Origin of the sequence: Cytobacillus firmus (genome assembly GCF_023612095.1) — a bacterium.
Lineage (GTDB): Bacteria > Bacillota > Bacilli > Bacillales > Cytobacillaceae > Cytobacillus.
This window is the reverse complement of the sequence record NZ_CP086235.1, coordinates 745,218-759,333: the sequence shown is the minus strand read 5'-3', so window position 1 is coordinate 759,333 and position 14,116 is coordinate 745,218. Positions and strand designations below refer to the sequence as shown.

General features: G+C 42.7%; 13 protein-coding genes. 6 read left to right on the top strand and 7 right to left on the bottom strand.

Features of this window, described 5'->3' with window-relative positions:
- Positions 1–155 precede the first annotated feature (155 nt).
- The 3 genes from LLY41_RS03775 to LLY41_RS03765 all read right to left on the bottom strand — a co-directional run bounded on the left by LLY41_RS03775 (position 156) and on the right by LLY41_RS03765 (position 1,530).
- Entirely contained in the window at positions 156–920 is a 765-nt protein-coding gene (locus LLY41_RS03775; RefSeq protein WP_304586993.1) for a FixH family protein, read from the bottom strand.
- Between the two features lie 154 nt (positions 921–1,074).
- A complete protein-coding gene (locus LLY41_RS03770; RefSeq protein WP_304586992.1) occupies positions 1,075–1,230 on the bottom strand; it encodes a hypothetical protein in 156 nt (51 codons plus the stop codon).
- A 102-nt stretch (positions 1,231–1,332) separates the two neighbouring features.
- Positions 1,333–1,530, bottom strand: coding sequence for a hypothetical protein (locus LLY41_RS03765; protein WP_304586991.1), 198 nt, complete (start codon positions 1,528–1,530; stop codon positions 1,333–1,335).
- A gap of 121 nt (positions 1,531–1,651) precedes the next feature.
- Between LLY41_RS03765 and spoIIP the strand changes: the two genes are divergently transcribed.
- The 3 genes from spoIIP (at position 1,652) to ltrA (ending at position 5,576) form a co-directional block, all read left to right on the top strand.
- Positions 1,652–2,785, top strand: coding sequence for a stage II sporulation protein P (spoIIP, locus tag LLY41_RS03760; RefSeq protein WP_095243540.1), 1,134 nt, complete (start codon positions 1,652–1,654; stop codon positions 2,783–2,785).
- A 230-nt stretch (positions 2,786–3,015) separates the two neighbouring features.
- Positions 3,016–3,765 (top strand): (S)-benzoin forming benzil reductase, encoded by a 750-nt coding sequence (locus LLY41_RS03755; RefSeq protein WP_286137216.1) that lies wholly within the window; start codon positions 3,016–3,018, stop codon positions 3,763–3,765.
- A 536-nt stretch (positions 3,766–4,301) separates the two neighbouring features.
- On the top strand, positions 4,302–5,576 hold the full coding sequence (ltrA, locus tag LLY41_RS03750; RefSeq protein WP_304585635.1) for a group II intron reverse transcriptase/maturase: 1,275 nt from the start codon (positions 4,302–4,304) through the stop codon (positions 5,574–5,576).
- A gap of 63 nt (positions 5,577–5,639) precedes the next feature.
- On the opposite strand, the gene LLY41_RS03745 is transcribed toward ltrA, so the two are convergent.
- Entirely contained in the window at positions 5,640–6,290 is a 651-nt protein-coding gene (locus LLY41_RS03745) for an adenine nucleotide alpha hydrolase family protein (RefSeq protein WP_304586990.1), read from the bottom strand.
- A 245-nt stretch (positions 6,291–6,535) separates the two neighbouring features.
- A complete protein-coding gene (locus LLY41_RS03740) occupies positions 6,536–7,363 on the bottom strand; it encodes a DUF2935 domain-containing protein (protein WP_304586989.1) in 828 nt (275 codons plus the stop codon).
- Positions 7,364–7,490: 127 nt separating this feature from the next.
- On the opposite strand from LLY41_RS03740, the gene LLY41_RS03735 reads away from it, so the two are divergent.
- Positions 7,491–7,622 carry a hypothetical protein gene (locus LLY41_RS03735; RefSeq protein ID WP_286137211.1) on the top strand — a complete coding sequence of 44 codons (132 nt, stop codon included), beginning with the start codon at positions 7,491–7,493 and terminating at the stop codon, positions 7,620–7,622.
- A gap of 198 nt (positions 7,623–7,820) precedes the next feature.
- Here the strand turns inward: LLY41_RS03735 and def are convergent, their stop codons facing one another.
- Entirely contained in the window at positions 7,821–8,399 is a 579-nt protein-coding gene (def, locus tag LLY41_RS03730) for a peptide deformylase (protein ID WP_095243536.1), read from the bottom strand.
- 449 nt (positions 8,400–8,848) lie between these two features.
- On the opposite strand from def, the gene liaG reads away from it, so the two are divergent.
- Together liaG and LLY41_RS03720 are read left to right on the top strand one after the other, a co-directional pair.
- Positions 8,849–9,703, top strand: a complete 855-nt coding sequence (gene liaG / locus LLY41_RS03725; protein WP_304586988.1) for a LiaG family protein — start codon at positions 8,849–8,851, stop codon at positions 9,701–9,703.
- A gap of 414 nt (positions 9,704–10,117) precedes the next feature.
- A complete protein-coding gene (locus LLY41_RS03720; RefSeq protein ID WP_095243534.1) occupies positions 10,118–10,834 on the top strand; it encodes a 3-ketoacyl-ACP reductase in 717 nt (238 codons plus the stop codon).
- 101 nt (positions 10,835–10,935) lie between these two features.
- Here the strand turns inward: LLY41_RS03720 and LLY41_RS03715 are convergent, their stop codons facing one another.
- The gene (locus LLY41_RS03715) at positions 10,936–14,064 is read right to left on the bottom strand and encodes an MMPL family transporter (protein ID WP_304586987.1); all 3,129 of its coding nucleotides are present in this window, start codon (positions 14,062–14,064) and stop codon (positions 10,936–10,938) included.
- Positions 14,065–14,116: the final 52 nt, after the last annotated feature.

The following is a 14,116-nucleotide window of genomic DNA, read 5'->3' as shown; positions in this document are numbered from 1 at the left end:
AACTGAGTGCTTCCGGCGGTTTGTGTCTGAAGTTGCCCCGGCTTCGGACTTTAATCGAACTTTTCAGGGGTTTTGTGTCCGAAGTTCCCGCCAAAATTTTATCTGGTAAACTAAAAGAATCAGCGGGGTAATTAATCCTCCCCGCTGAAAAGTATTTATTGCACCGTTAATTCAGTTTCTGTGTGCTCGTGAATGTCGTCGCCTTTTTCCACATGTGTCGTAATGGTGTATGTGCCTGCATTTATAAACTGATGGCCGGCAGTGTATTTGCCCGGTTCTGTTTCAGACATATTCACCCATTGAGGTGTATCACCATTCAGTGAGATTTCAAGTTTTACTTTAGCATCCGCCAGCGGTTCCCCTTCATTATCAACCATGGCAGATAATTGCGTTTGTTCGTTTGCTTGGATTTGCTCAGGGGCCTGCAGCTCAATGGATACCTCACCGCCATGGCCATGAGAGTGGCCTTCTTCATGGCCCTCATTTTCCTGATCATGCCCCGTTCCTGAGTCCTCCGCTTTTGCTTCACCAACTTGTATCGAAACCATTGGCATAGTATGCTGGCTTCTTGCTGTTACATGGGACTGAACATAGTAAAGGCCTTCCTCAGCAAAAGCATGATCAGCAGTATATTTGCCCTCTGATCCGTGCTTTGCCTCTATCATTTCACCGTTTTCTTTTTGTCCTTCCTGCCAGACTTCAAATTTCACCTCATCTGCATCTGTTACAGCCTCACCGCCTTGTTTAACAGTGACAGCAAGGGCTGCCTCCTCACCAGGGTTAATCGTTTCAGGCACCTCGATGACAGCTTCAATGATTTGCGGCACTTCGTCTTTTTTTGCTGGCTTTTCTTCTTCAGATTGGCTGCATCCGCCAAGAACCAGCAACCCCGCTATTAGGCTGAATAATATCTTTTTCAATTTAGTGTCCCTCTCTTTATCTATATTGTTCTTTGATAAGATAACTATAAAAGCCATTTGTGATAAAACAATGAAATCTTTTCAAAAAATAAAAGGCCCTTTCAGGCCTTTTGAGATTTAGTAAAAAGGATGGCTGTTTAATATGTATTTTATACTAAATGGTTGCAAGGTCATTCAGGACCACTTTTTTGTCCTCTTCTTTTACGATCTCTTCGGCAGCCTCGTAAGCAAACTTTTTATATTGCTGCACTTTTTCTTCATCGCCGGCTATTTTATAGGCGCGGGCCAAAGCTTCATAGGCGAATGCCAAATCAAAGTCCCTAATTTTGTTAGAAAGACAAATTTCAAGATTTCTTTTAGCATGAAATAGAGCGGGTTCAGCCCTGTTTAAGACTGTATATACTCTGGATATCTACCACTCTCCCCTTGAGAGATTAACAGGCTGCCCGACAATTCCCCAATGATAGCGCGATGTATGTACCATATGGATCATTTCGAGGTTTTCTTCTTCCGTTCTATCGGGATTTTCCATCAGGTCCCATACTTTGTTGAATAAGCTGATGGCCAATTTTTTATGTTCGTCTTTTTCCATTAATACTTGCTGTACCATTTCAGTCATCTCCTTTTTATAGACTCCTTTAATAAATTCGTCAAACAGCCTGATTTCCCTTTCGTCCCTTGTCTTCTAATTCAGCTTATCCGTCATATATTTAGAGAGTGGAGGGATTGATATGAATTCTAAATTAAGTGTCCATTCTCTATTCTTTTATATAAACAGCTGGCTTTTCAGTATTTGTGCAGTCGTGGCGCTTGCCGGGACCGTTACGCTTTATCCGGCTGCCTTTTCTTCGTCACATATGAATGTGCTGCTGAAGGATATTAAAGCCGACCAGCTCTTCATTCACTTTCTAAAAGCTGAAAATCATTATTTTTATAAGGAAACTCCTGCCGAAAGCTACTCCCTGTCCGGAACCCTCTTTAAGCTGGCAACCAACACACAGCCGCAGGATATTAGAACATTCCTTGGCCGGGAGCTTCCTGGTTTTTCGATCTTTGATACCGGTATTGCCGTGGCTGGTGAGGGCACCGATTTTACCAACCTGCCAGTGGAATCTGCCCCTCCACTTGAAGTTCTTTTAAAAGAAAAAGAACTGGCTATGAATAACGGCCAAAGTGAGGATAATGCTGCTCCCCCGGTAATTCCAGACAAAAAAGGGGTTTTTATTTACCAATCCCATAGCTGGGAATCGTTTGCTCCGTTATTAAAAGATGTAAAGAATACAGATGAGGCTGTTAGCCCCAATGAACAGGTTAATGTTATTGCTGTCGGAAAAAAGCTTAGTGAAGAACTGGCGAGAAAAGGCATAGGTGCTGAGCATGATAAAACCAATATAGCCGCAGAGCTGAAAAAGAAGGGCTGGAACTGGGAAAATTCCTATGCGATGTCAAGAGAAACTGTCCAGACTGCCATGACAGAGAATAAAGATGTTAAATTCCTGATTGATATCCACAGAGATTCGCTGCCACGCGGGAAAACAACCGCATTAATTGATCAGAAGCCATACGCGAGACTATTTTTTGTCGTCGGGAAGGAGCACAAAAACTATGAGCAAAACTTAAAAGTGGCTACGGAGCTCCATCAGGCACTGGAAGCAAAATATAAGGGAATTAGCAGAGGCGTCATTGTGAAAGGAAAAAGTGAAGGCAATGGCATATATAACCAGGATCTTTCCGAACGGGCCCTGCTGCTGGAATTCGGTGGTGTGGAAAATAATCTGGAAGAACTGAATCATTCCATTAAAGCATTTGCAGATGTGTTCAGTGATTATTACTGGAAGGCAGAGCCGGTCAATGCGAAAAATTAGCGCTTGCCATTATTGTCTCCTGTTTACTTTTTTCAGCACCTGTTTTCTTTACTTTCTGTTTGGCATAAGCACGATTACGGTTGCCTGCCTGTTTTCAGGAATGACCCTCTCCATTATCAATTTAATAGAGGATGAAATGAAGGCATTTAGGGAGGAACATTATGGCCGATACAGGAAAAAATAATTGTTTTCTGCTTTAATAGTAGATAATCAAGCAGAAAATAGGAGTGATGAATGTGAAATTGGCAATTATAACAGGCGCATCAAAAGGGTTAGGTGCTTCCATAGCCAGGAGAATGGTGATGGAAGGAACTGGAATAATTTCTGTTTCAAGGACCGAAAACCCGGAATTAGCTAAGCTTGCTGCAGAGAAAAATGTATTCTATGCTCAATATTTCTGCAACCTGTCCTCATCGGATGAGCTTGAATCTGTTTTCAGCGAACTGACAGCCTTATTGCAGGAAAAACAGCCGGAGACCGTATATGTATTTAACAACGCAGGGGTCATTGATCCAATCGGTACAGCCGGGAATCTCAATCATGCGGCATTAATTCAAAATGCTCACGTTAATCTGATTGCTCCTATAATGATTTCAAACATCCTGCTGCGTGAAGTTTCATGTGATATGGTCATTGTCAATATTACTTCAGGCGCTGCGGAAAGACCTATACAGGGGTGGAGTGCCTACTGTAGCACAAAAGCCGGAATAAATATGTTCACGGAAACTGCTGCATTGGAATTGCAGACAGCAGGAAGCAGCCATAAGATTATAGCCTTTAGTCCAGGTGTCATGGACACAGATATGCAGGGAACCATTCGTTCTTCAGCAAAGGAATCCTTTCATGATCTGGAAAAATTCCAGGCATATAAGGAAAAGGGTATGCTAAGGGATACGGAAACTGTGGCAAACACATTGGCCCGTCTGCTGCATAAGGAGATTGAGAGCGGCAAAGTGTATTATGTAAATGACTTAATTTAAAAATGTCAAAAGCCGGCTGGCGGGCCGGCTTTCTTATTGTGTGCCAGGCATGGCAACTATCTAGGTGGTGAAAGTCCGCTGTGGGGGTACACATCATCCAACCACTAAGGAAGCGCAAGGTACTTATCGTGAGATAAGGGCTGGAGGAAGCGTGGAATAAAATCTTGGCTCGACGTACAGGAATCTGATACTAAGGCTTTATAAAGGGATGAGACTCCAAGACAAGTCAAAGTCCAAAAGATGTGCGTAACTTTATAGAGTAAATCAGGCGAGTAAAAGAGGAAAGATAGTTGTCTTACCCTGGGAGGTCTTGCGGATGTACGGTAGTACAGTCGAAAACGGTTAATCGCAAGAAGTCAGCAGAGGCCATAGTAATGAGTAAACTCATGAAGGGCTGAACAATTTATAGTGTTTCAACTCCACGAATGCGTAAGTGACGAACTCCGAATGTGTTAATGGCGAAAGTATGAGCGTATCTCAAAGGATAACCAAAAAGGAGATATTACTTACTACGTGAGAGGGAAGGAGAAACGAGTGTGAAACTTTTAGAACAGATCATAAGTAACCAAAATATGAACGAAGCCTACTTGCGTGTCTATAGAAATAAAGGCACAAGTGGCATCGATGGTGTAACAGTCGACGAATTAAAGCAATATCTGAAAGAGAACAAAGATGAGCTGCGTCAGCGCATCAGAACAAGAAAATACCAACCACAAGCTGCCTTAAGAGTGGAAATTCCAAAAGAAAATGGCAAGATGCGCAAATTGGGAATACCAACAGTAGTGGATAGAGTCGTTCAACAAGCCATACATCAAGTTCTCAGTCCGATATTTGAAGAACAGTTCAGCGAGTTCAGTTACGGTTTCAGACCAAAAAGAAGTTGTGAGATGGCGATAATTAAAAGCCTGGAATTTATGAATGATGGTGATGATTGGGTAATAGACATCGACCTTGAAAGATTCTTCGATACTGTTCATCACGATAAACTCATGCGCATTATTGCCAACACAATAGATGATGGTGATGTCATCTCGTTAATTAGAAAATACTTAGTCAGTGGAGTTATGGTAAAAGGGAAATATGAAGAAACTCCCGTTGGGACTCCGCAAGGAGGTCCTCTTAGCCCATTATTGAGTAATATTATGTTAAACGAACTTGATAGGGAACTAGAGAAAAGAGGATTACGGTTTGTGAGATATGCCGATGATTCCCTCATTTTTGTGAAAAGCGAAAAAGCAGCTAAAAGAGTAATGAAATCAGTAGTGAGGTATATAGAGGACAAACTAGGATTAATAGTTAACGCAGAGAAGAGTAAAATTTCACGCCCAAAAGAATTGAAATTCTTAGGGTTCGCTTATTACTTCGATGTTAATAACCTAAGATACCAAGTAAAACCTCACCTAAGTTCAATCCAGAAATTCCAGAGGAGGCTTCGACAACTAACAAAACGGAACTGGAGTATTCCACTAGGGCTTCGAATAGTGAAGCTTAAACAAGTCATATTCGGATGGATAAACTACTTCAGAATCACAAAGATGAAAAAAGCAATAAAGCGAATTGATATGAAATTGCGTTCCAGAATTAGGGTAATCATCTGGAAGCAATGGAAGGTACCCAAGAAACAAATCAAATCGCTTATTCAACTAGGGATTCCGGAGGAAGAAGCGAAAGGATTAACCTACTGTCGAAAAGGTTACCGTTTTATAGGATTATCGAAAGTCGTCCAAAGAGCAATATCCAATAAAAGATTAAAGCAGAGGGGGCTCCCCTCTGCTTTTGAACACTATCTAAAAGTACACACTGTAATATAAATTGAAACGCCGTATACGCGATCCGTACGTACGGTGTTGTGAGAGGGGCGAAAATAACTTACTTTATTTTCCCTCTACTCGATTATCTTCCAATATATTACTATCAACAATACCATGATGAATACGCAGTACTTCATGGTTATTTCCTCTTTGTATAACAAAAAAACCATTTGAGAAATCGGAGGATAACGCTTTAAAGAAAGTGCCATTTATTCTATTCTCATGACTTTCTCCAAGGATTAGATGATAATCGGGGCCTTTTTTGACGATCTGGGCCGGCATCCCTTTTTCTGTGTCATCAGAAGGATCATGGACCTTTCTGGAAACTTCTGCGACATGAATATCCACCCCATCAAGCAGCTGGAATAATTCATTGATCAGCGAAGGCTTTACCAGCCGCTCCAGCTTGGTTTGAACAGCCTGTCCAAGGATAATCTGGGTAATTTTATACTCCTCGGCCACATCGGCGATCACCCTGGCAGTTTTTTTCTCCCCGGCATACTTGGCGAGCATCTTCATCCCGTATTTCTCTGCTAAACTTTCGAACAAGTATTTTGTCTGAAGCTCGTTAAAGTTAAACTCTTCCTGTTTCCGGTTTTCTACGGATAGAATATAACCCTCTCCCTGAAAAGCTTCCTTCAGTTTTTTGCCTCTCTGGGCCAGTCTTTCCGCATGATCGGGATTGCTTACACATATTAATATATTTTCCTTCATATTAGCACCTCTCCCACCGGATTCTATTTTTAGTATAGCACGAATAGTATGGAATAAACCTCTAGCGAAAGGGCTCTAAATCAAGGGTTATTTTTTAAAAAAATATGAATAAGAACTCCTTGGTCCGGGCATACTAATCCTACAAGTGTAAATCCCCCTTTTTTCAGCTTCCTTTCAAGGAAGCATTTTTTTTGCCCTATATATAAGAATAACCCTCCTTTTTAAAAGAGGGTGTGCATTGGCTCTTATCCATAAGACGGTTTTTTCAAAGAGCATTTAGAAGCTTCTTCCGCCAGTTCAGGAGCATAGTAGCTGAGTTTTTTTATTAAATAGCAGGCTTCAGGGAAATGATGTTCGAGAAATCTCAAAGTTGTTTCATCGAGAATTCTTTTGCCGGCATACTTTTGGACAATGCCTTTAATAAATTCATTCATTTCAATTACAGCAGCCCCCACGTCCCTCGCCATTTCCTGCTGGCGCGGAAACCCCGGCTGTGTGAATCGGAGATATCCCCTCATATGTCGGTTCTGCACGAGGAATCCCTGAAAAACCCTCGTATAAATTTGGGCCTGTTCTTCAACAAAAACCTCAATCGGATCAATCGAATTCCGTAGAAGAAGGACATGCCCCAGCTGATCCTCGAGCCACAAATCCAGCAGGTCAAAAAGGGATTGCGGCGGAGGTGTTTGCCCTTTTGCATAGTAAGACAGAAGCCGCAAATATTCCTGATTTTCATTTAATGTCCCGTTAAAATACGTTGGCGAAAGATTAATATTGATCATGTTATTGATTCTCAAATTCTGAAGTTTTCCTTCGAATTGAAAATAGCCATTGGCAATCGGCCATATCTCCATGGCCATCGATGCAGCTTCCTGTGAGTTTGCCTGTGCTGAAGGAGATAACTGCTTAAGCCTGGTCCTAAGGTTCCGGAAGGCTTGCCTGTATTCATCCGCTCTTTTTACATACTTATCTTCTGCTGGGGAAAGATGGTCCCTGACAAAAATCGCATGATCCTCAAGAATCTCCAGCCAAAAAGCATGCTCCTCCCACGGTGTCAAACCTATTTCATTCATCCAGATCCCCCCATAATAATCCTTTTAAATGTATATGCAATTTAAAAGGAAACATGAAGGCTGGTCCGGATAAAAAGGAAGTGGTTTAGAGACAATAAGGAAGCATTTTAACGAAAGGAGAATCCCCATGACTAAAAAGTTCAATAAAGGCAGCCACAATCAAAATTCACCAAGAGGGAATCAATCCCCGATCAGCGGTGATAACAGCAAGGGCAACAAGAGGAACAAAGACCAAAAAGATAAGACTGATTTGGATTAAGAAAAGCGCAAGGCGCCCGCCTATCGGCGACAAGCATAAGACAAGCCGTCTGAAAGGTTGTTCTTTAACCTTTTGGACGGATTGGCTTAGACCCGAGAGCCGATGGCGCCTGGAGCTAGACAGTTATCGAAGTTCAAAGTTATACTTTTAATCCTTTAAGAGAAAGCCGGCTTCAGGTTAGAAGCCGGCTTTTAAATATTAAATACTATCCATAACTGAGTTTTCTGGAACTTTGAACGGGTCGTTTTTATCAATTCGATCATAAAACATAATTCCGTTCAGATGGTCGATTTCATGCTGCATGATGATTGACGGAATCCCCTTAAACCGGAGTGTCACTTCCTCGCCATCAAGATTATATGCTTTTACCTTAATGCGCTCATAACGGGGCACATACCCTTTTACATCACGGTCTACAGACAGGCACCCTTCACCCTCCGGAAGAAAAATGACACCGACAGAGTGGCTGATAATTTTCGGGTTAATGATATAATGCTCCTGCGGCTCACCTTTCTCATTGGTAAAATAAGCTGTAAACATGCGCTTGTTCAGGCCAATTTGGTTGGCGGATAGCCCAATGCCCGGACGCAAGCCATATTTCTTTGCAGCAGCAGGGTCCTGGCTGTTCTTCAAATACTGCATCATCGCAATCAGCGTTCCGCGATCTTCTTCAGTCAAAGGCACTGTGACTTCTTTTGTTACTTCACGCAGGATCGGATCACCCTCACGTACAATATCCTTCATCGTAATGATTGTATCAGCATTAAATTTACTCATAAATAAACAATTCATCTACCTTTACTTTAAGTGTTTTAAAAAATATAAAAGCGAGTTATTTTCTGTGCAATTGTTTTCCTGTACACTGCACTCTTGAGCGGGCCTTTTCCAAGCCGAAACTGATTTTATGTTAGCATTCGAGGCAGTGACATGTCCAATTCTTTTTCATTACTGATTGTGTATAAAATCCATTATATACACCACATACCTACAGTGGTTATAGATTAATTTTCATAGCTTCTCCTATTTTTTCCATTTATAATAAGGTAAAAGATGTGAAAAGAGAATACTTTTCAGAACGGCAGGCGGAATCTGCACAAAAAACATAATCCTATATCCCATACGCCTCAAGTCCTAGCAGGAAATAAAGCTGCGGCTCAATGTGCAAAGACCTCGCCTTTTTGTAAGATATACATAAGAAATCGATAGAATGAAAGCAGGGGATCACTTTGAAAAGGATATTTGTAATATTTATTATTTTAATCAGTTCCTATTTACTCTTTACCGGCGTGAACAGCTGGCTCAGCTTTGGAGGCAACAGTACCGAAGCTACCCTCAGCAAGAGGATAAATACTATCAGCATAGATGTATCAAGCTCAGATACAGTCATTATTCCTGAAAAGAGAAATGATGTTAGTGCCGAGCTTGACGGTAAAGGCAAAGTGACAATAAATAAGTCTGGAAACGAAATTCGTGTTGAATATAAAAGAAAGTGGCTGGATGGCTTTCAGTTTTTCAATAACAAAAGCAATCTGAAAATCTACATTCCTGAAGATTTCAATAAATCCATGTCCATTGACATCGGTTCCGGCCATTTGAATTTTGCCGGTAAATCCGAGAGCAGGCCTTTCGAGCTTGAGAGCCTGGATGTTAATATGAGCTCAGGAAAAGTCAGCCTGGCCAACATTAAGGCGGATGAATTTGAGCATGAAGGCTCATCAGGAATGATGGATGCAGATCATATCATTACCCGTACTGGAGAAATAGATATGAGTTCCGGCAAAGTGAAGGTCCGCAACTATCAAGGCAAGCTTGATGCCGGGGTATCATCAGGACAGCTGGATATAATGGTCGGCAAACTGACTGACTCTATTAAAGTGGAAGCAAGTTCAGGCTTTGTCCGCCTTGATTTGCCTGATGATGCGGACTTTACCTTAAAAGGCAAAGCAAGCAGCGGCCATATCAGCAGCCATTTTGAATTGGATGATGAGAAACGCGATAAAAATGATATTTCCGGCAAACATGGATCAGGAGAACATGACATCCGAATCTCTGTATCCAGCGGGAAAGCTGAGATTAATTAACTGCTGCATTGAAGTCCGGGAAACCGGGCTTTTTTTGATGCAAATAAGGATCAAGGAGAAGTTCATTGCCGGATAGGAACAAATAGGGAGACAGGCAATCACTTATGTGGATAAATTTAAGAAGAGTATGTATGGGGATAACTTTTTATCCCGATCATGATTGCCTATGTGGATAACTCTATTGTCTCCTTGGATTATCCACGCTGTGTGGATGAAACGGGCAAAAAACCCTTCTAATTGTGGATACTTCTGAAAAATTCAAAAAATCAATGAATTAGTTATTCACATAATGGAAAACTCTAAATGAAAATACCTCCCATCTGTGAATGACTTTTACATTTAACAAGCGGTTTATTAGGAAATTTACCTCCTTTCTGGTAGTATATGAATGATTTTTTTAGAGGAGGAAAAACGATGCATACATTAAAAGGCAAAACAGCTCTCATCACTGGAGCAGGCAGAGGAATCGGCCGTGCAGCAGCTATCGCGCTTGCAAAAGAAGGCGTCCATATTGGTTTGCTTGGCCGCACGATTGAAAATCTGGAAAAAATGGCGGATGAACTTAGCCAGTACGATGTGAATGTATCTGCTGCAGCAGCCGATGTTGCCGACCTTGAAGCTGTTACTCATGCAGTCGAGCATATTAAGTCAGATCTTGGCTCTGTGGATATCCTGATTAACAATGCCGGAATTGCTAAGTTCGGAGGATTCCTGGAGTTATCGCCTGACGAGTGGGAAAGCATCATCCAGGTCAACTTGATGGGTGTTTATAATGTTACAAGAGCCGTTCTTCCTGAAATGATTGAACAGAAGTCCGGAGACATTATCAACATTGCATCCACAGCAGGCCAAAAAGGTGCGCCTGTCACCAGTGCATACAGCGCATCCAAATTTGCCGTTTTAGGCTTAACAGAGTCCCTGATGCTTGAGGTCAGAAAACACAATATCCGGGTTAGCGCGTTAACTCCAAGCACGGTTGCCACTGACCTTGCGATTGAGACAAACCTGACAGACGGCAACCCTGAAAAAGTCATGCAGCCGGAAGATCTGGCAGAATTCATGGTAGCACAGCTGAAATTGAACCCTCGGGTGTTTGTGAAAACAGCCGGCATGTGGTCGACAAATCCATAAGATTTAGCGGAATCCCCAATTGCTTAATGATTGGGGATTTATGCTTCTTTTTAAAACTAGCCATCAAAAAAAGACTGCCATAAAGACAGTCTCAGCTTAAATTAATTTGCACTTCTTTTAAACGGCCACCAGTTTGCCTGGCCGAAGTTCTTGACCATGACCGGTATAAATAGCGGCAGCACAATCAGTGCGTAGAGCATTAATCCGATCAGAATGATGGACGCGATCTGCAATAGCGACAGCATTCCGGATGGCATCATTGCCGCGAATGTTCCGCCCAGGATTACCGCAGCTGAAATAATGACAGTGCCCATCTTTTTCATGGATAACAGCATTGCATCTGCGATTGAAAGGTCACGATATTCATTAAAACGGTCCATCAAGAAAATGCTGTAGTCAACGCCAAGCGCCACGAGAATAACGAATGCAAAGAATGGAACCGCCCAGCTGATGCCTGTGTATCCTAGCAGATTCACAAAAATCGCTTCATTTATTGCCATACTTGTATAGTAGGTCAGAATCAATGATCCAATTAAATAGATTGGCATGATGATTGATCTGAAGAGGAACACAAGGATGATGGAAATGCCCAGCAGCATCAATACGACTGTACGGGAGTAATCCTGATCTGACATTGTGCTTAAATCAGCATTGGTACTTGTAATCCCGCCTACCGCGACAACTGCATTTTCAAGCTTAGTCCCTTTTGTCGCTCTTTCCACAGCTTCCTTGATTTCATCCACCTGGTTAATGGCTTCGTTAGAATAAGGATTTGCTTCAAGCACAACATCCATTGTCATAACTTTTCGGTCCTCAGACAAATAGACATCAAACACCTGGGCAAACTCTTTATCCTCCAGAACCTCAGGCGGCAGATAGAAACCATCCATATTATCCGAGTTTGAAAGACCTGCCAGGTAATCCTGTGCAGAACCGAGTCCTTCAGATACCTGCTCAAGCCCATCTGCACTCTGGCCAAGGCCATCTGTCAGCTGGCTGATTTGTCCGCCAAGATCGCCAAATCCGGCAAGAAGCTGTTCCTGCCCTCCATTGATTCCGGCTAAACCATTTGTCAGCTTTGGAAAATTATTAACGATTTGTCCCTGGCCGTCCGCAAGCTGATTGAGCCCTGCCTGCTGGGCTTCGATTCCTTTGATCAGCTGCTGGAGCCCGGCAGCTAATTCCTTTTGGCCGGATATGGCGGTCCCGAAGTTTTTATTTGCTTCCGCCAAGCCGTTTTGCAGCTGTGTTAACCCCCTATTAGCAGCATTGATACCTTCTGAAACTTTTGGAAGCTGCTGCTGAAGGCCAGCTACTTGACCTTTAATTGCTTGGTATTGAGGGTCTTGGGCCAGCTCAGGGTCCTTGGTTTCAACATAGCCAAACAGTGCTTCATTTGCCTGTCTGATGCCATCCGACAACTGATTTAAGTTCGTCTGGATTTCTTTATAGCCCGCCATTAAGGAAGGAATGGCCTCTTCTGCTGACTGATACCCAACTAGCAGCTGCTGATATCCAGCGAGAAGCTCTTCGGCACCGGCCTTGGATTTTTCTAATCCCTCTTTAATTTGATCTGAACCTGCCGATCCCTGGCGAATACCATCTTCGATTTTTGCCAGGTTCGTCTGAATTTCACCAAGGCCTGACTTGATTTCATTGGTGCCCGAAATCAAATCATTGATTCCTTTTGCGGCATTCTGCAGTTCAGGTTCTGATTTGGACAGTTCGCTGCTTGCTTCATTCAAACCATCAGAAATTTTGTTCAGTCCATCTTTTCCTTCCCCCAGCCCTTCTTCAAGCGTTTCAGCTTGTTTGGCAACAAAGAAGTCTTCTATTGGCTCTCCAGTTGGTCTTGTAACAGAACGGACTGTATCCACCAAATCTACTTTTTCAACTTCCCGGCTAATTTTCTCAGCCAGGCCTACATATTCTGCTGAATCCATTTCCTCATCGTTTTTCAAGACGATCTGCGTTGGCATGGATTCTCCCGGCCCAAAGCTGTCAGCTATGGCATTAAATGCCTTAATGGAATTAACATCCCCGCCGATTTCCTCAAGGGAGTTGTAGGAAAGGTCTCCGTCATATGTTACCAGGAATGGCACACAAACAGCTGCCACGATAAGCAATGCCAGGAATGGACGCGCCAGCGAGAATCGGCCGACCGTACCCCATAGCTTGCTTTCACCATGCTCGGCACTCTTTTTCGAAGGCCAGAAAATTTTCTGTCCCAGCACCGCCATAAAGAATGGCACAATGGTAAATAAAGCAATTAAGAGAATCGCTACACCAATGGCCACAGCTGCTGCTGACTGGTAAAGAATAAACTGCGAGAAGCCAATTGCAGCAAAGCCAATCATAACAGCCAGGCCGCTGAAAAATACTGTACGCCCCGCATTTCGGTATGTTGCCACAATGGCGTCTGCTGTGCTCTCGTTATAGGAAAGCTCTTCTTTAAAACGGCTAAGCAGCAGGATACAATAGTCTGTTCCAATCCCAAACAGAATCGCTACAAGGAAAATTTGGGTATAGTTTGAAATCGGAAAATCCAGTCTATCTACTAAAAATGCCACAATGGATTGTGAAGCAAGATAAGTGAATCCCACTGTCAGGAGCGGGATAATCGGCGCAACCACTGATCGGAATACCAGCAGCAGAACAACCAGAATAAAGACGACTGTGATCCCTTCCGTCTTTTTCAGTCCTTCCTGAGAACTGTTCATGAGATCTTCATTGATCAGCCATTCACTCGTATAATAGTGATCTACCTTAGCATCATCAATAGCTGAATAAAGCTCTTCACTCAGCTCTGCTGGCTCACGATCGTTCCAGCTTACATTTACAGAAGCAAGAATCGACTTGCCATTCTCTGAAACAAGCTGTTCTTTTAAGCTTTCTTCATTAAAATGGGTAAGAATTTCAGTGATTCCCATTTCTGAGCTTTTGTCTTCAAGCGTCCGGATAGCTTTCTCCGCTTCTTTGATTTCTTCTCCTGTGAGCTTTTTATCATTATGAAAAACAAGTGCAATCTGGGTCTCATCCCCGCCGCCTTCCTGTTTCTGCACTTCTTGCATGATATCCCCGGCAAGTGTGGATGAATACTCGTCAGGAACAGTAATCTGCCCTTTATCACGGACCAGATCTGCCATGTTCGGAGCTGCCATAAACAAGCCGGTAGCCACTGCGATCCAGACGGCAATGACAAGCCATTTTCTTTTAATAATTGAATACACTATTTTATCCCCCGCTTTGTTTTCTGATAAAAGTGAAACTCCAATCAGCGGG

Bases quoted from the DNA above. Each gene is read 5' to 3' on its own strand.
- LLY41_RS03765 (WP_304586991.1), bottom strand. From the start codon at position 1,530: ATGGTACAGCAAGTATTAATGGAAAAAGACGAACATAAAAAATTGGCC.
- spoIIP (WP_095243540.1), top strand. From the start codon at position 1,652: ATGAATTCTAAATTAAGTGTCCATTCTCTATTCTTTTATATAAACAGC.
- LLY41_RS03755 (WP_286137216.1), top strand. From the start codon at position 3,016: ATGAATGTGAAATTGGCAATTATAACAGGCGCATCAAAAGGGTTAGGT.
- LLY41_RS03745 (WP_304586990.1), bottom strand. From the start codon at position 6,290: ATGAAGGAAAATATATTAATATGTGTAAGCAATCCCGATCATGCGGAA.
- LLY41_RS03740 (WP_304586989.1), bottom strand. From the start codon at position 7,363: ATGAATGAAATAGGTTTGACACCGTGGGAGGAGCATGCTTTTTGGCTG.
- LLY41_RS03735 (WP_286137211.1), top strand. From the start codon at position 7,491: ATGACTAAAAAGTTCAATAAAGGCAGCCACAATCAAAATTCACCAAGA.
- def (WP_095243536.1), bottom strand. From the start codon at position 8,399: ATGAGTAAATTTAATGCTGATACAATCATTACGATGAAGGATATTGTA.
- LLY41_RS03720 (WP_095243534.1), top strand. From the start codon at position 10,118: ATGCATACATTAAAAGGCAAAACAGCTCTCATCACTGGAGCAGGCAGA.